Source organism: Pseudomonas jilinensis (genome assembly GCF_003586265.1).
Taxonomy (GTDB): Bacteria; Pseudomonadota; Gammaproteobacteria; order Pseudomonadales; family Pseudomonadaceae; genus Halopseudomonas; species Halopseudomonas phragmitis.
The window spans coordinates 202765-223636 of sequence record NZ_QJSA01000003.1; the positions used below are offsets into that span (position 1 = coordinate 202765).

20 protein-coding genes and 1 pseudogene are annotated in these 20872 nt (G+C 62.5%); 6 read left to right on the forward strand and 15 right to left on the reverse strand.

The annotated features are described in order from the left end of the window. Positions 1 to 50 precede the first annotated feature (50 nt). The 12 genes and pseudogenes from C2846_RS04450 to rpe form a co-directional block, all read right to left on the reverse strand. Entirely contained in the window at positions 51 to 809 is a 759-nt protein-coding gene (locus C2846_RS04450) for an iron ABC transporter ATP-binding protein (RefSeq protein ID WP_119700780.1), read from the reverse strand. Further along, positions 806 to 1765: an iron chelate uptake ABC transporter family permease subunit gene (locus C2846_RS04455; RefSeq protein WP_119700781.1), complete on the reverse strand. Its 960-nt coding sequence runs from the start codon at positions 1763 to 1765 to the stop codon at positions 806 to 808. The genes C2846_RS04450 and C2846_RS04455 overlap by 4 nt, the downstream gene beginning before the upstream one ends. Further along, the gene (locus C2846_RS04460; RefSeq protein WP_119700782.1) at positions 1756 to 2766 is read right to left on the reverse strand and encodes an iron chelate uptake ABC transporter family permease subunit; all 1011 of its coding nucleotides are present in this window, start codon (positions 2764 to 2766) and stop codon (positions 1756 to 1758) included. Before C2846_RS04460 ends, C2846_RS04455 begins: the two co-directional genes overlap by 10 nt. 12 nt (positions 2767 to 2778) lie before the next feature. Beyond that, on the reverse strand, positions 2779 to 3714 hold the full coding sequence (locus tag C2846_RS04465; protein ID WP_080049366.1) for a siderophore ABC transporter substrate-binding protein: 936 nt from the start codon (positions 3712 to 3714) through the stop codon (positions 2779 to 2781). A 187-nt stretch (positions 3715 to 3901) separates the two neighbouring features. Then, complete coding sequence (locus C2846_RS04470) at positions 3902 to 4480, reverse strand: YceI family protein (protein ID WP_095624778.1); 579 nt, start codon at positions 4478 to 4480, stop codon at positions 3902 to 3904. A gap of 1 nt (position 4481) precedes the next feature. After that, entirely contained in the window at positions 4482 to 5066 is a 585-nt protein-coding gene (locus tag C2846_RS04475) for a cytochrome b (protein WP_119700783.1), read from the reverse strand. Between the two features lie 136 nt (positions 5067 to 5202). Continuing rightward, positions 5203 to 5997 carry an indole-3-glycerol phosphate synthase TrpC gene (gene trpC, locus C2846_RS04480; RefSeq protein WP_080049363.1) on the reverse strand — a complete coding sequence of 265 codons (795 nt, stop codon included), beginning with the start codon at positions 5995 to 5997 and terminating at the stop codon, positions 5203 to 5205. Continuing rightward, complete coding sequence (gene trpD, locus C2846_RS04485) at positions 5994 to 7043, reverse strand: anthranilate phosphoribosyltransferase (RefSeq protein WP_119700784.1); 1050 nt, start codon at positions 7041 to 7043, stop codon at positions 5994 to 5996. Before trpD ends, trpC begins: the two co-directional genes overlap by 4 nt. Further along, on the reverse strand, positions 7043 to 7636 hold the full coding sequence (locus tag C2846_RS04490; protein WP_080049361.1) for an aminodeoxychorismate/anthranilate synthase component II: 594 nt from the start codon (positions 7634 to 7636) through the stop codon (positions 7043 to 7045). The genes trpD and C2846_RS04490 overlap by 1 nt, the downstream gene beginning before the upstream one ends. A gap of 10 nt (positions 7637 to 7646) precedes the next feature. Next, the gene (gene trpE, locus C2846_RS04495; RefSeq protein WP_119700785.1) at positions 7647 to 9128 is read right to left on the reverse strand and encodes an anthranilate synthase component I; all 1482 of its coding nucleotides are present in this window, start codon (positions 9126 to 9128) and stop codon (positions 7647 to 7649) included. Between the two features lie 70 nt (positions 9129 to 9198). Beyond that, positions 9199 to 9996, reverse strand: a pseudogene (locus C2846_RS04500) (phosphoglycolate phosphatase). 352 nt (positions 9997 to 10348) lie between these two features. Beyond that, positions 10349 to 11023 (reverse strand): ribulose-phosphate 3-epimerase, encoded by a 675-nt coding sequence (rpe, locus tag C2846_RS04505; RefSeq protein WP_119700786.1) that lies wholly within the window; start codon positions 11021 to 11023, stop codon positions 10349 to 10351. 92 nt (positions 11024 to 11115) lie between these two features. Between rpe and C2846_RS04510 the strand changes: the two genes are divergently transcribed. Next, complete coding sequence (locus tag C2846_RS04510) at positions 11116 to 11988, forward strand: DUF3530 family protein (protein ID WP_119700787.1); 873 nt, start codon at positions 11116 to 11118, stop codon at positions 11986 to 11988. A gap of 64 nt (positions 11989 to 12052) precedes the next feature. Here C2846_RS04510 and C2846_RS04515 read toward each other — a convergent pair whose 3' ends face one another. The 3 genes from C2846_RS04515 to C2846_RS04525 are packed head-to-tail and all read right to left on the reverse strand — an operon-like array spanning position 12053 to position 14531. Then, complete coding sequence (locus C2846_RS04515; protein WP_131038202.1) at positions 12053 to 12832, reverse strand: DnaJ domain-containing protein; 780 nt, start codon at positions 12830 to 12832, stop codon at positions 12053 to 12055. A gap of 2 nt (positions 12833 to 12834) precedes the next feature. Continuing rightward, positions 12835 to 13503 carry an N-acetylmuramate alpha-1-phosphate uridylyltransferase MurU gene (murU, locus tag C2846_RS04520; RefSeq protein WP_080049355.1) on the reverse strand — a complete coding sequence of 223 codons (669 nt, stop codon included), beginning with the start codon at positions 13501 to 13503 and terminating at the stop codon, positions 12835 to 12837. Then, a complete protein-coding gene (locus tag C2846_RS04525) occupies positions 13500 to 14531 on the reverse strand; it encodes an aminoglycoside phosphotransferase family protein (RefSeq protein WP_165443761.1) in 1032 nt (343 codons plus the stop codon). The genes murU and C2846_RS04525 overlap by 4 nt, the downstream gene beginning before the upstream one ends. Positions 14532 to 14685: 154 nt before the next feature. Between C2846_RS04525 and C2846_RS04530 the strand changes: the two genes are divergently transcribed. The 5 genes from C2846_RS04530 to apaG are packed head-to-tail and all read left to right on the forward strand — an operon-like array spanning position 14686 to position 20871. After that, complete coding sequence (locus C2846_RS04530; RefSeq protein WP_119700789.1) at positions 14686 to 17418, forward strand: LPS-assembly protein LptD; 2733 nt, start codon at positions 14686 to 14688, stop codon at positions 17416 to 17418. After that, entirely contained in the window at positions 17408 to 18697 is a 1290-nt protein-coding gene (locus tag C2846_RS04535; RefSeq protein WP_080049352.1) for a peptidylprolyl isomerase, read from the forward strand. Before C2846_RS04530 ends, C2846_RS04535 begins: the two co-directional genes overlap by 11 nt. Then, on the forward strand, positions 18697 to 19692 hold the full coding sequence (gene pdxA / locus C2846_RS04540) for a 4-hydroxythreonine-4-phosphate dehydrogenase PdxA (protein ID WP_119700790.1): 996 nt from the start codon (positions 18697 to 18699) through the stop codon (positions 19690 to 19692). The genes C2846_RS04535 and pdxA overlap by 1 nt, the downstream gene beginning before the upstream one ends. Beyond that, the gene (gene rsmA / locus C2846_RS04545) at positions 19685 to 20491 is read left to right on the forward strand and encodes a 16S rRNA (adenine(1518)-N(6)/adenine(1519)-N(6))-dimethyltransferase RsmA (protein WP_119700791.1); all 807 of its coding nucleotides are present in this window, start codon (positions 19685 to 19687) and stop codon (positions 20489 to 20491) included. Before pdxA ends, rsmA begins: the two co-directional genes overlap by 8 nt. After that, positions 20488 to 20871 carry a Co2+/Mg2+ efflux protein ApaG gene (gene apaG, locus C2846_RS04550; protein WP_080049349.1) on the forward strand — a complete coding sequence of 128 codons (384 nt, stop codon included), beginning with the start codon at positions 20488 to 20490 and terminating at the stop codon, positions 20869 to 20871. Before rsmA ends, apaG begins: the two co-directional genes overlap by 4 nt. The last annotated feature ends 1 nt before the right edge of the window (position 20872 follow it).

Genomic DNA, 20872 nt, shown 5'->3' on the forward strand with positions numbered 1-20872 from the left:
GGTCACGCCGGGCCATAAGCCGACCACTCAACCGCGCCCCTTATCCCCCGTCACCGATAATAAGTACAAATCCTGCGCCCCTCGATCTCGTGCACCCGAATATCCATCTGGTACAGGTCGCGCAGCACGGCATCCTGAATCAGCTCATCCGGGCGGCCCTGGCAGGCGAGTTTGCCGGCTTGCATAGCAATGATGTGATCGGCGTAGCAGGAGGCGAAGTTGATGTCGTGCAGCACCACCACCACGGTTTTGCCCTTGTCATCGGCAGCGCTGCGTAGCAGTTGCATCATGTCCACAGCGTGGCGCATGTCGATGTTGTTCAAGGGTTCATCCAGCAACACATAGTCGGTGTCCTGACACATGACCATGGCGACGTAGGCGCGCTGACGCTGGCCGCCGGACAGCTCGTCGATGGCCTGGTGCTGCAACGGGGTCAGGCGCAGGTAGTCGATGGCTTCGTCGATCTGCTGCTGGTCGCTGACGGTCAAGCGCCCGCCGGAATGCGGGAAGCGGCCGAAGGCGACCAGGTCGCGCACACTCAGGCGCATGGTGGTCTGGTTGTGCTGGCGCAGGATCGACAGCTTGCGCGCCAGCTCAGCACCGGGGGTGCGCACCACATCCAACTGGTCGATCAGTACCCGTCCGGCGGACATCGGCAACAATCGGCTGATCATCGACAGCAGGGTCGACTTGCCGGCACCGTTGGGGCCGATGATGGCGGTAAAACCGCCCTTGGGAATCTGCAGGCTGACGTTGTCGACCACCAGTTGATCGCCATAGCGCTTGCTGAGTTCGTGGGTTTCAATCATTGGCGTACTCCGCGCAGTAACAGGGCGATAAACAACAGGCCACCCACCAGCTCGATAACCCGCGACAGCGGCACACTGGAGGCCAGCACATGTTCCAGCAGCAACTGACCGCCGACCAGACAGATCACCCCGACACAGACGCTGGCCGGCAGGGTCCAGCGGTGCTGTTGGGTGCCCATCAGCACATAAGCAAGGTTGGCGACCAGCAGACCGAAGAACAGGGTGGGACCGACCAGTGCGGTGGCAGCAGCCACCAGCACGGCAATTACCACCAGCAGCCGCAATACCAGACGCTGATAATCCAGCCCCAGATTGACCGCAATATCCCGCCCCAGCGCCAGTACATCGAGCTTGCGCCATATCCACAGCACATAGAGGCTGGCCGCGCCGACGAAGGCGGTCGACACCCCTAGCAAACTGACGTTGATGCGGTTGAAACTGGCAGCGCTGCGGCCGCGATCAATCGCCAGCACACCGGGGTCGAGGATGCGCAGCAGCAGGTCGGTCAGCTCGCCGAACAGGATGCCGGCAAGAATGCCGATCAGGATCAGCAGATGCAGGCTGCGTACCGCGCCGCTGAACAGCAGACGAAAAATCAACAGCGCCAGCAGCACCACGGCCAGCACTTCAAGGCCAAAACGCAGCGGCAAGGCCAGCCCCTGCCACTGGGCCGCGCCCCAGATCAGCAGTACCACTACCTGCACCAACAGGAACAGCACGTCGAAGCCGAGCAATGCCGGGGTCAGCACGCGGTTCTGGGTAATGCTCTGGAACAGCACGGTCGACAGGCCAATGGCCCAGGCCACCAGCAACATGGCCAGCAGGCGCGGGCCACGGTATTCGAGGATAAAGCCCCAGTCGGTCTGCACCCGCAGGGTCATAAAGCCCACAGCGCAGAACGCCGCCAGCAGTGCCAGCAGACTCAGCCGCCAGACGGGATTCAAGGTCAGGCCCATTGCTTGCGCCCCCGAATCAGAATCACCAAGAACACCAGGCAGCCGGTCACGGCCAGCAAGCCGGACGACGGGACCTCGAACGGATGAATGATCAGCCTTCCGGCCAGATCAGCTGCCAGCATCAAGGCCGCGCCGAGCAAAGCCACCAGCGGGATGCTACGGCGCAACTGATCACCACAGAGCCAGCGCACCAGATTGGGGGCCACCAGACCGATAAAGGGAATGGCACCGACCACGACCACCACGCTGGCGGAAATCATCGCCACCAGCAGCAAGCCAAGCAGCATCAGCCGGCCATAGTTGACCCCGACGTTAGTGGCAAAGTCCTTGCCTAGGCCGATCACGGTAAAGCGATCAGCGGCCAGCATAGCGACCACGGTCAGACCGGCAGCCAGCCACAACAGCTCATAACGACCGCGCAGCACGGCGGAAAAATCGCCACTGTTCCAGGCCCGGAGTGACTGGCTCAGATCCAGTTGTTGAGCCAGCAGCGCCCCGGCGGCGGCAATCACCCCGGCCAGTACCAGCCCCACCAGCGGTACGATCAGCGCCGAGCGCAGGGCAATGCGCCGCAGTACGGCCAGAAAGATCAGCGTGCCGCCCAGCGCAAACACACTGACCAGCGCAAAGCGCAGCGGCAATGAGGCCCCCGGCGCCAGCCAGGCCAGCACCAGCATGCCCAGCGCGGCCGCTTCCATGGTGCCGACCGTGGAGGGCTCAACCAGGCGGTTGCGGGCCATCATCTGTAGAATCAGCCCGGCTACCGCCAGCGCCGAACCGGCCAGCAGCAAGGCCAGGGTACGTGGCAGGCGGCTGGCGAAGAGGATTTTCGACAGCCGGTCATCCGGATCGCCGGTCAGCACATTGAGCAGGCTCATCCGACTGGCACCGACGTTCAGGCTCCATAGCGCCAGCCCAACCACCAGCGCCAGCAGGATGATCAGCCACACAGTAACGCGCGGAGCCGAGGCTCCGCGCGGGGTTAGTTCTGAACCGGACATCAAGGCAGGGTCTTAACGGTTGGCGGCTGAAAAGGCTTCGATCAGGGTTTCGACACTGGTCTGCATGACTCCGATACCACTGTTGTCGAGCAGGTACCAGCTAACCGGATCCAGATAGACGATCTGGCCTTTCTGCCCGGCAGTGGTGGCCTTGACCAACTCGTTGTCCATCAACTGGGCCGCGGCGACGCCCTCACGACCGATGGCAGCATCACGGTCCATGACGAACAACCAGTCCGGATTGGCTTCGAGCAGAAACTCAAACGATACCGAGTGCCCATGACGACCAACCTGCAGATTATCGACCGCCTGCGGCAAACCGAACACATCGTGGATCATGCCGAAGCGGGTGCCACTGCCGAAGGCTGCCATGCGCCCGCCGGTGGTCAGTACCAGCAGGCCATTACCCTGCTCAGCGGTCAGTTTGCGCAGTTCCTGGACCGACGCCTCAAGCTTGGAAATCAGCGCCTCGGCTTCAGCTTCCCTGGCATAGATCTGGCCCAGCAGTCGGGTGTTGCGCTCCAGGCTGCCAAGCAGGTCCTTGGGATCGGGAGTCACATCGATGGTCGGACCGAACTTGGCCACTTCGGCATACTGCCCCTGTGCCCGACGTCCGGTAATAATCAGATCCGGCTGAGTGCTCTGCAGCACTTCCAGATCCGGCTCGAACAGACTGCCGGCACGGATGAAATCACCGTCACGGTATTGCTTAAGCAGTTCGGGGGCAGTGTTGCTTGGCGTGCCCTGCACGGTTACGCCCAGTTGCTGCAGGGTATCCAGGGTCGACCAGTCGATGACCACGGCTTTTTGCGGGTTGACCGGGACTTCAGTCTCGCCACTGCTGTGCTGGATGGTGACGGTTTCATTGGCCAGAGCGGCGGCTGAAAAGCTGGTGGCCAGCAACAGGCCAGTCACAGACAGGCCACGACGAAGAGCATGGGGGAGCATCGGAGTTCCTTGGCAGCGTATTGCAGACGATTCGCATACGACAACATTCTTGCGAATAATTATTGTTTGCAATGCTATCAGAAACAGCTTTGCCCAAGCAGCGAGAGCGCTCGGGACAAACCGTTGCGAAAAACTCAACGACGCAGGCAGCACGCCTTTCGGGCATACTGCCTGCGCCGCTTAGCAGTTACTGACGAATCCCCTCGATAGTCAGCAGCAGCTCAACTTCCTGCGAGGTCGGCCCCAGGTCCATGGCGATATCAAAGTCCTTCAGCTTCAGCGTGGTGTAAGCCTCAAAGCCGGCCCGGTAACCACCCCACGGATCTTCACCCTCGCCCATGAAACGGGCGTCCAGTACAACCGGTCGGGTCACCCCGTTGAGGGTCAGCTCACCATTGACCTTGGCGCTGTCGTCGCCAGTCATTTCCACGCCCGTAGACTTGAAGGTCGCCTGCGGATGCCGGCTGACGTTGAGGAAGTCGGCACTGCGCAGATGGCGGTCACGCTCGGCATGGTTGGAATCGACGCTGGCGGTATTGATGGTGACCTGCACCTGGCTTTCAGCCGGCTGCTCGGCATCCCAACTGAATGTCCCTTCGAAGTCGTTGAACCGGCCATACAGCCAGCTCATACCCAAATGACTGATCTTGAAGTTGATGAAGGCGTGCTGGCCTTCCTTGTCGATCACGTAATCAGCAGCCAGGGCGCTCATGCCGGCCAGGCCCATGACAGAACCCAGCATCAGGGCAGCGAAGGTCTTTTTCATATCAGTTCTCCTTGGTTGAATTTTCAAGTGAAGCCCGAGGGCGCAGGCCAAGCATGCGTCGCAAGGTATCGTCACGGTCGATAAAATGATGTTTCAGGGCACCTACGGCATGCAGCGCCACCAGCCCCAGCAACAGCATGGCAGACCAGAAGTGTAGATCACCGGCCCGATCCTCCTGGCGCGGCAGACCGCTGACCAGCGCCGGCAACTCGAACCAGCCGAACACACTGATGCCCTGCCCACGCGCGGTGGAAATCAGATAGCCGCTGATGACGATCAAGAACAGCAGCATATACAGCAGACCATGCACCGCCGACGCCAGACGCACTTCCCAGCGCGCATGGTTGGGCAGATGGGCCGGTTTGGGGTTGATCCAGCGCCACAGCAGACGCAACACCAGCACCGCAGCCAGGGCGATCCCGGTGCTCTTGTGCCAGAATGGGGCGCTGCGATAGTAGGGGCTGTAGTAGCTGAGGTCGGTCATCCACAGGCCGAGGATGGCCAGACCGATGACGGTTACGGCCACGCCCCAGTGCAACAGCACGGTGACCAGCCCGTAACGGGTATGAGTATTCCTGAAAGCCATGACTGCCACTCCAATGTGATGCAAAGCATTCTCACATCGAGAGTAGCGGGTAAAAAGCAGAAAAATTTGCTGACTGCTATCTATTTTCTAGATAGGTTGCGCGCCCGCCGCTGGGGCGTGCGCACATCGGTAGGAATCAGAAAAACAGCCGCTTCAGCTCCGCCCCCGGATCCTCGGCACGCATAAAGGCTTCGCCAACCAGGAAGCTATAGATGTCATGGGCCAGCATCAGCTCGACATCGGCACGGTTGAGAATACCGCTTTCGGTCACCAGCAGGCGCTCGGGTGGGATCTTCGGCAACAGTTCCAGAGTGGTATCGAGGCTGACTTCGAAGGTGTGCAGATTGCGGTTGTTGATGCCGATCAGCGGAGTATCCAGGTGCAACGCCCGGTCCAGCTCAATGCCGTCATGCACCTCAACCAGCACATCCAGGCCGTGGGTATGGGCCACATGGGCCAGCTCGGCCATCTGCGCATCTTCCAGCACGGCGGCAATCAGCAGGACGCAGTCAGCCCCCATGGCGCGCGCCTCGACCACCTGATAGGGATCGACCAGAAAGTCCTTGCGGATCACCGGCAGGCTGCAGGCCGCCCGGGCCTGACGCAGATAGTCATCGTGGCCCTGGAAAAAGTCGATATCGGTGAGCACCGACAGGCAGGTCGCCCCGCCCTTCTCGTAACTCACGGCAATTTCGGCCGGATTGAAGTTTTCACGCAGCACTCCCTTGCTCGGCGAAGCCTTCTTGACCTCGGCGATCACTGCCGGCTCACGCGCTTCAGCCTTGCGCATCAGGGCCTTGGCAAATCCGCGCGGGGCATCGGCACTGGCGGCCAGCTTTTCCAGTTCAGCCAGCGAAGTCTGAGCTCGCCGCTCGGCCACTTCCTCGTACTTGCGCTCGACAATTTTCTGCAGGATGGTCGGCACGCTCATTGTTCAGACTCCTCGCGGAATACCTCGGTAAAGGCCACCAGCTCATTGAGCTTCTCACGGGCCAGGCCCGAGTACAATGCATCCGAGGCCAGCTTCACGCCGTCGCTCAGGGTGCCGGCCAGGTCGGCGGCGTACAGCGCTGCACCGGCATTGAGAATGATCATATCGGCAGCTTTTTCGCCAGCTTCGGTCGCGCGTTTGCCCAGCGCATCGCGCACCAGCGCCAGCGAAGCCTGCGGTGAATCGACGGTCAAGCCGATCAGGCTCTGGCTACGCAGGCCGACATCCTCTGGCTGCACCCAGTATTCGCTGATCTCGCCATTTTTCAGCTCGGCGACATAGCTGGGGGCCGCCAGGCTGAACTCATCGAGCCCATCCTTGGAATGCACCACCAGAACATGCTCGCTGCCCAGGCGCTTGAGCACTTCGGCCAGCGGCCGGCACAGCGCATGGCTGAACACCCCGACCACCTGATGCCGGACACCGGCTGGATTGGTCAGCGGCCCGAGCATGTTGAACAGGGTCCGCAGGCCCAACTCACGGCGCGGGCCGGCGGCATGGCGCATGGCGCTGTGGTGAACCTGGGCGAACATGAAACCGACGCCGACACTTTCAATGCAGCGGGCGACCTGTTCGGGGCTCAGCTCCAGATAGATGCCAGCCGCCTCCAGCAAATCAGCACTGCCGCTCTTGCCGGACACCGCGCGATTGCCGTGCTTGGCGACCTTGCCACCGGCTGCGGCCACCACGAACACCGATGCCGAAGACACGTTGAAAATGTTGGCGCCATCGCCACCGGTGCCGACCACATCGACCACATGGTCCAGGCTCGACAACTCGACCCGGCGCGCCAGTTCACGCATCACCGACACCGCACCGACGATCTCGTCGATGGTCTCGCTCTTCATCCGCATGCCCATCAGGAATGCGCCGATCTGCGCATCCGTGCACTGGCCGGTCATGATCTCACGCATCACCGCCTGCATCTCTTCGGTTGTCAGATCCAGATTGCTGACGACCCGGTTGAGCGCCTCCTTGATATCCATCAGCGTACTCCACCCTGTTGCTTGAGGAAGTTGGCCAGCAGTTCGTGGCCCTGTTCGGTCAGAATCGATTCGGGGTGAAACTGCACGCCCTCGATCATGTACTGACGATGGCGCAGGCCCATGATTTCATCCACCGAACCGTCGGCATGCTGGGTCCAGGCGGTGACTTCCAGGCACGCCGGCAAGCTCTCGCGGCGCACTACCAGCGAGTGGTAGCGGGTCACAGTGAGCGGATTGGCCAAGCCCTCGAACACCCCGAGATGTTCATGATAGACCGGACTGGTCTTGCCGTGCATAACCTCGCGGGCACGTACCACTTCACCACCGAAGGCCTGGCCGATACTCTGGTGGCCCAGACAGATGCCGAGAATCGGCAACTGGCCGGCGAAATGCTGCAACACCGGCACCGATACGCCGGCCTCAGTCGGCGTACAGGGGCCGGGGGAAATCACAATACGCTCGGGCTGCAGGGCCTCGATCTGCTCGACCGTGAGTTCGTCATTACGCACCACCTTGACCTCGGCACCCAGCTCGCCGAGATACTGCACCACGTTGTAGGTGAAGGAATCGTAGTTATCGATCATCAGTAGCATGGTTATTCCCTCACTCGGCCGACTGTTCGGCCAGCGCCACGGCGCGGAACATGGCCCGGCGCTTGTTTATGGTTTCCTCCCACTCGCGCTCGGGCACCGAGTCGGCAACGATGCCGGCCCCGGCCTGAACGTGAAGCTCTGCGTCCTTGATCACCGCGGTGCGGATGGCAATGGCGGTGTCCATATTGCCGTTCCAGGCCCAGTAGCCCACCGCGCCGCCGTAGACACCACGCTTGACCGGCTCCAGCTCGTCGATGATTTCCATCGCGCGGATCTTCGGCGCGCCGGACAGAGTGCCGGCTGGCAGAATGGCACGCAGCGCATCCATGGCGTTGAGCTCGTCAAGCAACTGGCCCTTGACGTTGGAAACGATGTGCATGACGTTGGAATAGCGCTCGATCACCATCTGTTCGGTGACCCGCACCTGGCCGACCTTGGCTACCCGGCCCACGTCATTGCGGCCCAGGTCGATCAGCATCAGGTGTTCGGCAATTTCCTTGGCATCGGCCAGCAGATCCTGCTCCAGCGCCAGGTCGGCCTCGGGTGTGGCGCCGCGCGGGCGGGTGCCGGCAATCGGGCGCACGGTCACTTCGCCGTCCTCGACCCGCACCAGCACTTCCGGCGAGCTGCCAACCACGTGGAAGTCACCAAAGTTGAAGAAGTACATGTAAGGGGTCGGATTCTGGCTGCGCAGGGCGCGGTACAGATCGATCGGCGCGGCCTTGAAGTCGATGCTCATGCGCTGCGACAGCACCACCTGCATGCAGTCGCCGGCGAGGATGTACTCCTTGACGCTGTCGACCGCGCGCTCGAAATCTTCACGGGTGAAGCTGGCGCGATAGTCCAGATCATCCCGGTCTGGGGGGTTGTCCAGGCGCAGAGCCTGACGCTGGGCCAGCGGTTGCCGCAGCTGGGCCAGCAGTTCATCCAGCCGGGCGTTGGCCACGGCGAAGGCGTCGGCCTGGGCCGGATCGGCCAGCACGATGGCGTGCAGCTTGCCGGCCAGGTTGTCGAACACCACAACCTCATCGGAAACCATCAGCAGAATGTCCGGGGTGCCCAGTGGGTCCGGATGCGGACAATGAGCCAGGCGCTGCTCGACATAGCGCACGCTGTCGTAACCGAAGTAGCCGACCAGACCGCCATTAAAGCGCGGCAGCCCGGGGATGTCGGAAACCCGGTAACGGGCCTTGAAGGTCTCGACAAAGGCCAGCGGGTCGGCACAGTCATGGCGCTCGGTCTCGACACCGTCGACCAGCACGCAGGCGGTGTGGCCATGGACACGCAACACAGTACGGGCCGGCAGGCCGATGATCGAGTAGCGCCCCCATTTCTCACCGCCCTGCACCGATTCGAGCAGGTAGGAGTTGGGGGCGTCAGCCAGTTTCAGGTAGGTGGACAGCGGGGTATCGAGGTCGGCGAGAACTTCACGCACCAGCGGGATGCGATTGTAGTCCTGGGCGGCCAGGCGTAGGAATTCGTCTAGGGTCATGATCAGCCTCATGGGGCAAGTTTTTTGTCACACGCAAACACGGGGCCCGCGCTCTACGCGGGCAAAACAATCAGATACGCCAGCGCCAACGGGCGAGCGCCTTGATTACTCTCATCAGTTTGCGGTTGCTGACAAACACGGCTGATCCATCAATCTCTGCGGGCAATATTTCAGATACCAGGCAAGACTATATGAGGGTGTCGAGTGAATCAACCAGCAGATCAGGGTTTTCCTCGGCCACCGGGCGACCGTGATTGTAGCCATAACTGACCGCCACCACCGCTACCCCAGCCGCACGGGCGGCCAGAATGTCACTGCGCGAATCACCGACGAACAAGGCCCGCCCGGGCTCAACCCCGGCCTCGGCCATGACCTTCTGCAAGGCGGCCGGATCAGGCTTCTGGACCGGCAGGCTGTCACCGCCAATCTGCCAACGGAAATAGCCACCAAGGCCTTTATCAGCCAGCAACTCAGGCAGGAAGCGGCTCGGTTTGTTGGTGATCAGCGCCAGCGGCACACCGGCAGCGGCCAGGTGGTCGAGGAAGCGACGTACCCCGGGGTAGAGCTGGCTGCGCGAATGATCGCCAGCATAAGCCGTCAGGAACAGCGCCAGCGCCGCTTGCGCCTGCGCCTCGTCGACCGCGTCATGCTCGATGGCATCGGCAAGAGCCCGGCGTACCAGCACCCGGGCGCCATTACCTACCCAGTGCCGGACCTTGTCGATTCCGGCCGGAGCCCGGCCAAGCCCGGTCAGCATGACATCAACTGCGGCGGCCAGATCAGGCACCGAATCGATCAGAGTGCCGTCCAGGTCGAACATTACCAGCTCGGGGAGTTGGCCATTGAAGCGTTGCTGCCAGAAACTCATGCCTGTTCCTATCGATGAACGGTGTGCCGTGCTCAGCCTGTGGATCGCCACAGGCCTGCGGCCTTCGCGATGACGGTTAAGCGCGGACGACGCAGGCGCCACCACCCGTCGACCTTTAAGGGCGGGCAACCCGGGGACCAACCTCACCCGCTAACGTTTCAAGAGCGGCAGCTCGGGACCTAACTCCCCCCGCCGACGTTTTGGCGGCGGCAACCCGTGGCCCAACTGCACCCGCCGACGTCTTGGCCGCGGCAACCCGTGGCCCAACTGCACCCGCCGACGTCTTGGCCGCGGCAACCCGAGACCTAACCCCAGCCGTCATTGCGAGCGCAGCGCGGCAATCCACTAGGGATCAGCCCCGGGCCAGTGCCAGTTCCGCCCGCATGCTGTCGATCACGGCCTTGTAGTCCGGCTTGTTGAAGATTGCCGAGCCGGCCACGAAGGTGTCTGCGCCGGCTTCGGCGATGGCGCGGATGTTCTGTTCGTTGACTCCACCGTCGATTTCCAGGCGAATCTCACGACCGCTGGCGTCGATCAGCGCCCGCGCCTCACGCAGTTTGTCGAGTGTACCGGGAATGAACTTCTGGCCACCAAAGCCCGGGTTAACGCTCATCAACAGAATCATGTCGATCTTGTCCATCACGTACTTGAGGCTGTCCAGCGGGGTCGCAGGGTTGAATACCAGACCGGCTTTGGCACCGCCATCCTTGATCAGTTGCAGCGAACGGTCGATGTGCTCGCTGGCCTCGGGATGAAAGGTAATGTAGCTGGCACCGGCCTCAAGGAAGTCGCCGATGATCCGATCCACCGGCTTGACCATCAGATGCACATCGATCGGCGCCGTAATGCCGTACTTGCGCAGCGCACTGCAAACCATCGGGCCAATGGTCAGGTTGGGCACATAGTGGTTGTCCATTACATCGAAGTGGACGATATCGGCACCAGCGGCCAGTACCTTGTCGACATCCTCACCCAGGCGGGCGAAGTCGGCAGACAGAATGGACGGGGCAATCGCGTAATCGAGCATCGGTTTTCTCGGCATCAGGCGGACAGGACAGTGGAGTTTCAGTGACCCCATGCAGTAATGTGCCGATTGTACACGCAACGGAACCCTGATTCATGGCACCTTTGTATCGCTGGTCACTGCTGATTCTGCTGGCGCTGGGCAATATGGCGCAGGCTGGCATTCCCGACGAGGAGCTGGACGCCGACGAGCTGCATCCGGACGCAGCCCCACCGGCCATTCAGCAACTGCCATCAACCACACGCGGCCTGCAACACGAGCAGGACCTGATGCGTCAGTTGCCCGGCGAGCAGCAGCTCAACCTGAACACTACCGAACAGCACTGGCTGGGCCTCTGGCTGCCTGCCGCCCGGCCCGAGGCGCATGGTGCGATCGTCCTGGTGGCCGACCGTGCCGAGCATGCCGATTGGCCGCAACTGATCGGCCCGGCCCGGCGTCAATTGAGTGAAGCCGGCTGGCAGACGCTGGCCATCGCCCTGCCTGATCAACCAGCCGAAGACTTCGGCCTGCCCCAGGAGCAGCGGCTTGAACGCCAGCAAGCCTGGCGGCTGCTGGCCCGTGAACGGTTGCAGCACAGCGCCAGCCACCTGCGTGAACAGGGTGCAGAGCAGGTGATCCTGCTGGGTCGCGGCGAAGCGGCCTGGCTGGCCTTACAAGTCGGCACCGAGCAAGCGGACACATTCGATGCCCTGGTGTTGTACCGCCTGCGCAGCCCGGAAACCGGCCCCACAGCAAGCACCTTAATAGAAGGCTGGGACAAACCGCTACTGGATATCGTGCCCAGCAGTCGGGCTGGCGATGACCGCTCCGCTCGCGAACGCCGCCTGACTGCCCAACGCCTGGGATATGAGCACTACCAGCAATTACGCCCGGCCGACCCGGCAAGCATGCCCCAAGGCCAGACCATGCTGATCAAACGGATTGATGGATGGTTGCAGCGCAGCCTGCCCGAGGGAAACACTGATTAATTACACGCAAGCACAGGTCAGCGACAATTGGGCCAGCACCGAAACTGATTTAATCAGTGTTCCCCTAGCGAAAACCGCGATAACGCTTGATCCGCTCATAGGCCTCCTGAATGGCCCGGATGCGCTCGCCAGCACCGGCCTGCTCTTGGGTTGAGGCACCGCGCGCCATCAGTTTGTCCGGATGATGAAGGCTGAGCTGGCGGCGATAAGCCTGCTTGATCTGCGCCACCTCGGCATCCAGCGCCACGCCCAGCAACTCGGCCGCCTCGCTCAGCCGGTCGCGGTTGGCCATCGGTGCCTGCTGCCCCGACCCGCTACTGCGACGCTGATGACGCTGATGCATGCGCTGCTGCTCACCCTTGCCTAGTCCGGCCAGTGCTGCCCAGTCGTTGAGGTGTTGCTGTTGCTCACTGCTTAGCGCCCCGGTTGCCAGCGCCATGCGCCAGCAACTGTCGATCAGCTCCACCGCTCGCGCGGGGTCATCACGCCCGAGCAGTTTGACCAGCGGCCTGATCCGCACATCCGGCGCCTTGCCCTGATTGAACCACTGCATGGCCTGCAGCCGCTGGCTCTCGTCCAACCGGTATTGCTGCATCAGATCCCGGGCCAGTTGCAAATGCTCCTGACGCACCCGTCCACTGGCCTTGGCCAAACGCCCCAGGCACAGAAACAGCACCTGCTCGAAGGTCACCAGCCGACGCAGCCGGGCTGGTACATCGGCCCAGCGCTTCAGGCCCCAGTAACGATCCAGCGCATGCCCCAGCACGGCCCCAAAGATGCCGCCCGGCAAGCCGCCAGCCAGACCACCGAGCACACCGCCAAGCACGGTCACCGGCCACAGCACGTTCAACCCTCCCAGGCGAGACGGTCGGCAAGCGCCAGCCGCTCCGGGGTACCGACATCAATCCACAGCCCCGGATAATGCTCGCCACTGACCTGCCCGGCTGCAGCGGCCCGGCGCAGCAGTGGTGCCAACGGGAACGAGTCGCCCGGTTCAGACACCAGCAGCTCAGGAGCCAGCAGCGCAACGCCGCTGTAGGTCAGGCCAGTATCGCCTGCCTGCGGATTGAGTACCCGCCCCTCATGCAGGACAAAGTCGCCCTGCGCCTTGTGTTCGGGATTATCGACCAGTACCAGATGCGCTAGACAGCCCTCGGCCAGTTGCAGCCGGGCAAAGTCGATACCAGTCCAGATGTCACCATTGACCAGCAGGAAGGGCTCGGCCCCGAGTAGCGGCAGAGCCCGGTGAATACCGCCACCGGTTTCCAGCGGCTCGCCCTCGGCCGACCACTGGATGCGTACGCCCCAGGCAGCGCCATTGCCGAAATAGGTTTCCAGTTGCTCGCCCAGCCAGGCATGGTTGATCACCAAATCACGGATACCGGCCTGGGCCAGCGCTTCAATATGCCACTGGATCAAGGGTTTGCCGCCAACCTCCAGCAGAGGCTTGGGCGTATGCAGGGTCAGCGGCCGCATCCGCTCGCCCTTGCCGGCGGCGAGGATCATGGCTTTCACCCCAGCGCCTCCAGACCGGGCAGGCCCAGACTATCGAGCAGACGCTGCAAGGGGGCCAGCCGTTGATCCTGGGCGCAGGCTTCACGCAGATAGCGAATGAAGCGCGGCGCATCTTCCAGGTAGTGCGGCTTGCCATCGCGATAGCGAATGCGCGCGAAGATCCCCAGCACCTTGAGGTGGCGCTGGACCCCCATCAGCCGTGATTGATCAAGGAAGGTTTCAACCCGCTCGGGAACCGGCACACCGACCTCACGCGCGCGCTGCCAGTAGCGGTGCAACCATTGCTGGCGCTCGGCGGGTGAAAAGCTGAAGAAGGCATCAGCGAACAGCGAGGTGGCGTCATAACTGACCGGCCCGTACAGCGCATCCTGAAAATCCAGCACACCGGGCTGGCCTGCACTGGTCATCAGATTGCGCGGCATAAAGTCACGGTGTACGAATACCCGGGCCTCAGCGCCAATGCTACCGAGCAACAATTGGCATAGTTGCTCCCAGTCGGCAATTTGTTCCGGACTCAGGACCCGATCCAGATACCGCTCGACGAACCAGTCCGGGAACAGATTGAGCTCACTCAGCAGCAGTTCATCGGCGTAGTCCGGCAGCACGCCGGGCCGGCTGGCCTGCTGCCAGGCCAGCAGCGCTTCGATCGCAGCACCGAACAGGCGCTCAATCTCGACGGCGGGCAGGCCGGCCTGGATGCTTTGCAGATAGGTGTCGCGGCCCATATCTTCGAGCAGCAAAAAACCACGCTCGGGATCGGCTGCCAGAATTCTCGGCACCCGCACACCCGCGTCAGCCAGCAGCGAGGCAATGCGCATGAAGGGGCGCACATCCTCCTGCGGCGGTGGTGCATCCATGATGATCAGGCAGCGATCATCGCTCTGCAAACGAAAATAGCGGCGAAAACTGGCGTCAGTGCTGGCGGGTGCCAGAGTCCCTTGCGGCGGCTCTGTCCAGCTCACCTGAGTCCCGGCGCTGGCCAGCGCCTTGGGCAACCAGGCTTTCATCAATTCTAGTCTTGCATCCATCTTGTCCATCCCAATCCGGAGCGACGCTGGCTCTGGCGCCGCACAATGCTTTATTATCCATGATCCCGACGATTTGACGCAGCATGCATGTTGCGCCGAGCTCGCACAAGCACCGCGAGTCCCGCACCGAACAGGAAGCCCGGATACCACAACAATGGCTGAGCGTATACCTCCGTTTCATCCCACCTTCCCCCTACTGCTGGTCAGCGGCCTGCTGCTGGCCCAACCCATGACCAGCCTGGCCAACAGCCAGGTCCAATGTCGTGCCGGCAGTGATGGAGGCTGGGTCTGCAGTCCGTTGGAAACAACCTCGCCGATGCCTCCGCGCCCGACCCGAGCAGAACCGGTCGAGCGCACTGTGAGCACCGAGCAACCCGGCCCGACGCGCAGTGCCGCGCCGTCGGCCCAGCCTCAGCAAACGGCTTACACCGAGCTGGACTGGGTTCCGCGCAGCCAGCTCAGCGCCGAGCAACAGGCCGCCATCGCACCTTATTGCGGCGGCACCTATGTCGAACCGGAGCGTGAGGGCCGCGATGACGGCACCCCATTCGATCAGTTGCCGGTCTATGCCACTGCCGATGCCAGCCGCTTCGAGCAGGACAGTCAGGTCGGCACCCTCGAAGGTGACGTGCTGTTGCGCCAGGGTCGCCTGCAGGCTCAATCCAGCCAGGCTCGCTATAACCGCAACACCAACGAGGTCGAGCTGCAGGGCAACGTCCGCCTGCGTGACGACGGCGTTCTGGTTCTGGGCGATCGGGCCCGGATGGATATCGGCACCGGCGCCACCCAGGTCGAGGATGTCCGCTACGTGATGCACGAGGCGCACGCCCGCGGCACCGCCGACAGCCTCAAACGCCGCGAAGATGCGATCATCGTGGTTGCCAATGGCACCTACACCACCTGCGAACCAGGCCATAACACCTGGACCCTGACCGGCCGCGATATCGAACTGGACCGGGAGAAAGGCTGGGGTGAAGCCAGGAATGTGACTCTGCGGGTCAAGAATGTACCGGTGCTATACACCCCCTACATCTACTTCCCGATCGACGACCGGCGCCAGAGCGGCCTGCTGGTTCCGAGCATGTCCTACAGCCAAAACTCGGGCAGCGAGCTGACACTGCCCTATTACCTGAACCTGGCGCCCAACTACGACGCCACCCTGTACCCGACCATCATGACCGACCGCGGTCTGCTGATGGAGGGAGAGTTCCGCTATCTGACCCCCAGCAGCCGCGGCCAGGTCGGCGCGGCGTTCCTCGACGACCGCGAAGACGAGCGCAAGCTGCAGTCCAAATACAAAGACCAGCGCTGGATGTATAGCTGGCAGAACGAATCGCAGTTCGGCTCCCGGCTGCGAGCCGAGGTCGACTACACCGACATCAGCGACCCCTATTACTTCCAGGATCTGGACACCTACCTGGGGATCAAGACCGACAACTTCCTCGACCAGCGTGGCAGCCTGAGCTGGCGTGGCGACAGCTACACTGCCCGGCTCAACCTGCACGCCTACGAGCGGGCCACTATCACCGACATCACCCCGTACGAGCGGCTGCCACAGCTGACCGTCAACGGCGTGGTGCCGATGCAGCCCGGCGGCGTGCGCCTGGATTACCGGACCGAGTACGTCAGCTTCCAGCGTGACCTGATGAGCGGGTTCTTTACCGATCAGGATGGCAACACCGGCGGCCCCGAACATCGCTGGTACGACGACCGGCTGCAGGGCCTGACCCGCGCCGAGGGCGAGCGTCTGCACCTGGAGCCGGGCGTCAGCCTGCCACTGAACTGGACCTGGGGCTTCCTGCGCCCCTCGGTCAAATATGCCTATACCCACTACGACCTGTCGCTCGACAACCAGGGCAAGACCAGCCTGAATGCCGACGAACGGTTCAGAAGCAGCCAGGACCGTGGTCTGCCGATCTTCAGCGTCGACAGCGGCCTGTACTTCGACCGACCCACCGAGCTGTTCGGCAATAGCTACACCCAGACCCTGGAGCCGCGGCTGTTCTATCTATATGTACCGGAGAAAGACCAGACCGATATCCCGATCTTCGACTCCGGCGAGCCCAGCTTCAGTTATGGCGCGCTGTGGCGGGAAAACCGTTTCTCCGGCAAGGACCGCATTGGCGATGCCAACCAGCTGTCACTCGGCCTGACCAACCGTTGGATCGAGGCCAACGGCTTCGAGCGCCAACGCCTGAGTATTGGCCAGGCCTACTACTTCCAGGACCGCAAGGTACAGTTGCGCGGGATCGATTATCGTACTCGCGACACTGCTCAGGCATCGGTATCGCCCTACGCGCTGGAGTACCAGTACCGCTACAACCGCGACTGGCGCTTCAACTCGACCTTCAACTGGGATCCGGATCAGCGCACCACCCGTTCCGGCAGCGCCATGTGGCACTACCAGCCGGCCGACAACCCGCGCAAGGTGGTCAACGTTGGCTATCGCTATCGCAACGACACCCTGCGCTTCGACCGCGAAACCGGGCAATGGACCTTCAATCCCGATTACGGTCTGCCGGGCAGCCCCAACTACATCAAGAACTACTACAAGATCGACCAGCATGACTTCTCGTTCATCTGGCCGGTCAGCCCGCAGTGGAGCCTGATTGGCCGCTGGCAGTATGACTACGGCCGCAATCGTACTCTGGAAAGCTACGGCGGCTTCGAGTACGACAGTTGCTGCTGGAAGCTGCGGGTCATCAACCGGTACTGGATCGACTATGACGAGACCAGTCTCAACCCCAACCGCAATGACGAACCGGATCGGGGAATTTTCCTGCAGATCGTGTTCAAAGGATTAGGCAACCTAACCGGTAGTCGTGTTGAAAACCTTCTGAACGAAGGTATCCCTGGTTACAGAGAGCGTGAAGACAATGCCTTCTAAGTTATACCCAGCGTTGATCAGCCTGTGTGCTGGCCTTTTTCTCAGCAGCCAGCTCCAGGCCCAGGTAGTTCCGCTGGACCGGGTCGCCGCCATCGTCGACAACGACGTGGTGATGGCCAGTCAAGTCGAACAGCGCATGCACAGCGTGCGCCTGCAGCTCCAGGAGCGTGGCACCAGTGCCCCCCCGGACAGCGTATTGCGCGAGCAGGTCATCGAGCGCCTGGTACTGGAAAGCATCCAGTTGCAGATGGCCGAGCGCGCCGGCATTCGGATCGACGACGCCAGCCTCAACCAGACCATGCAGCAGGTAGCTGAGCGCAACGGCCTGACCCTTGACCAGTTCCGCGCCGCTCTGGAGCGTGACGGCATCAGCTACGCGGAAGCCCGCGACCAGATCCGCCGCGAGATGATCATCAACCGGGTGCGTCAGCGCCGGGTGGCCGAGCGTATCCAGGTCTCCGACCAGGAAGTGCGCAACTTCCTCAACTCCGAGGTAGGCCGGTTCCAGATGTCGGCCGACTACCGCCTGGCAATGATCGTTCTGCCGATCTCCGACAGCGCCAGCCAGGCCGATGTTGAACGTGTCGCCCAGGCCGCCGCCGAGATCCATCAGGAACTGAGTGCTGGCGCCGACTTCACCACTCTGGCAGTCAGCCGCTCGGGCGGCGATACCGCGCTGGAAGGCGGCGAGCTGGGCTGGCGCAAGGCTGCTCAGTTGCCCGGACCATTTGCCACCGCCGTGGGCCGCCTGGAAGTGGGTGAAATCACCCAGCCGATCCGTTCCCCGGCCGGTTTCCACATCCTCAAACTGCTGGAAAAGCGCGGTGGCGACAGCCAGTTGGTCGAGGAGTTTCAGGTCCGCCATATCCTGATCAAACCCAGCGAAATCCGCTCCGAACAGGAAGCCGAGCAACTGGTGCGCCGGCTGTATGAGCGCATCCAGAACGGCGAAGACTTCGCCACTCTGGCCCGCGCCTTCTCCGAAGACCCGGGTTCGGCGCTCAACGGCGGCTCGCTCAACTGGATATCGCCGGACATGATGGTGCCGGAATTCCGCGACATGATGCTCGACACCCCACAGAACCGGGTCTCGCTGCCGTTCCAGACCCAGTTCGGCTGGCACATTCTCGAAGTCCAGGATTCACGCCGGGTCGACATGACCGAGGAAATGCGCGAGCAGCAAGCCATCAATCTGCTGCAGAACCGCAAGTACGAGGAAGAGCTGCAGAGCTGGCTGCTGGAAATCCGCGATGAAGCCTTCGTCGAGATCCGCATCTAGTGAGCAGTCATGCCATTGCCCTGACCGCCGGCGAGCCGGCGGGTATCGGCCCCGACCTGTGTCTGATGCTGGCAGCCCAACCCTGCCGGCACCAACGGGTGATCATCGCCGACATCGACCTGCTGCATGAGCGGGCGCGGCAACTGGGCCTGACGGTAGAACTCACAGCGTTCGACCCCAGCCAGCCGCCCGCAGCGCAAACAGCCGGTCAGCTATGCGTGCAGCATGTGCCGTTAACCAGTCGCTGCCGGCCCGGCCAGCTCGATCCGGCCAATGCCGGCTACGTGCTGGAAACCCTGCGCCAGGCCGGCCAGGGTTGTCTGGACCAACAGTTTGCCGCCGTGGTCACCGCCCCGGTCCACAAGGGCGTAATCAACGATGCCGGCGTGGCCTTCTCCGGGCACACCGAATTCTTTGCCGAACTGACCCACACTGCACAGGTCGTGATGATGCTGGCCTGCCCCGGCCTGCGGGTAGCCCTGGCCACCACCCATCTGCCACTGCGAGCGGTAGCCGACACCATCGACCAGCCACTGCTGGAACGGGTCATCGGCATCCTGGATAACGACCTGCGCCACAAATTCGGTCTGAGTAACCCGCGCATTCTGGTCTGCGGCCTCAACCCGCATGCCGGCGAAGGCGGGCATCTGGGGCGTGAGGAAATCGAAGTAATCGAGCCAGTGCTGGCACGCCTGCGCGAGCGTGGCCTGGATCTGCACGGTCCCCTGCCAGCCGACACCCTGTTCACCCCCAAGCACCTGGATCAGGCTGATGCGGTATTGGCCATGTATCATGACCAAGGCCTGCCGGTGCTCAAACACAAGGGTTTCGGTCAGGCCGTAAATATCACCCTGGGGTTGCCGATCATCCGCACCTCGGTCGATCACGGCACCGCGCTGGATCTGGCCGGCACCGGCCGCGCCGATGCCGGTAGCCTGTACGTAGCCCTCACTACCGCCATCGAGATGATCGAAGCCGGAACACACCATGACTGAGTTTGCCCCACACCGGGCGCGCAAGCGCTTCGGCCAGAATTTTCTCCATGACCACGGCGTAATCAACCGCATCCTGCGCGCCATCCATCCGCGTGAAGGCCAGCATCTGGTCGAAATCGGCCCCGGCCAGGGCGCGATCACCAGCGGCCTGCTGGCCGGCAACGCTCGGCTGGACGTAGTCGAACTCGATCACGACCTGCACCCGATCCTGCTGGCCCGGTTCGGCCATAACCCGCTGTTCCGACTGCACAAGGGCGACGCCCTGAAGTTCGATTTCAGCAGCCTGGTCGAGGCTGGCGAGAAACTGCGCATCGTCGGCAACCTGCCGTACAACATCTCGACCCCGCTGATGTTCCACCTGCTGGATCAGGCCGAACATGTCGCCGACATGCACTTCATGCTGCAAAAGGAAGTGGTCCAGCGCCTGGCCGCCCAGGTCGGTGAAAATCACTACGGACGGCTCGGCATCATGGTCCAGTACCGTTGCCAGGTCGAACACCTGTTCGATGTTGGCCCCGGCGCGTTCAACCCGCCGCCCAAGGTCGATTCAGCGATTGTCCGGCTCACCCCCCACGCCAGTCTGCCTCATCCTGCCAAGGATCTGAGCTGCCTGGAGCGGATCGTGCGTGAAGCCTTCAACCATCGCCGCAAGACCCTGCGCAACACGCTCAAGCCGCTGCTCGACAGCAGCGCCATCGAAGCCGCCGGGATCGACCCGGGACTGCGGCCCGAGCAAATTGACCTGGCCGGCTTCGTCCGCCTGGCCAACCATCTGGCGGACCAGGAGCGAGGTCAATGAGTTCTGACCCGCATTATGCCATCAGCATCAAGGTAGCCACCCGCTACCTTGATGAACAGTCGGAGCCCCAGGCCAACCGTTTTGCCTTCGCTTATACCATAACCATTAGCAATACCGGTGACATCGCCACCCAACTGCTCGACCGCCACTGGCTGATCACCGACGGCAATGGCAAGCTGCAGGAAGTGCGCGGCCCCGGCGTGGTCGGCGAACAGCCCGTGATCGCACCCGGCGCCAGCCACACCTACACCAGTGGTTGCGTTCTGGAGACTCCGGTGGGCACCATGGAAGGCAGCTATGGCATGCGAGCTGAGGACGGCCACGCCTTTCGCGCCGGCATTCCGCTGTTCCGACTGGCCCAGCCCAACGCCCTGAACTGAC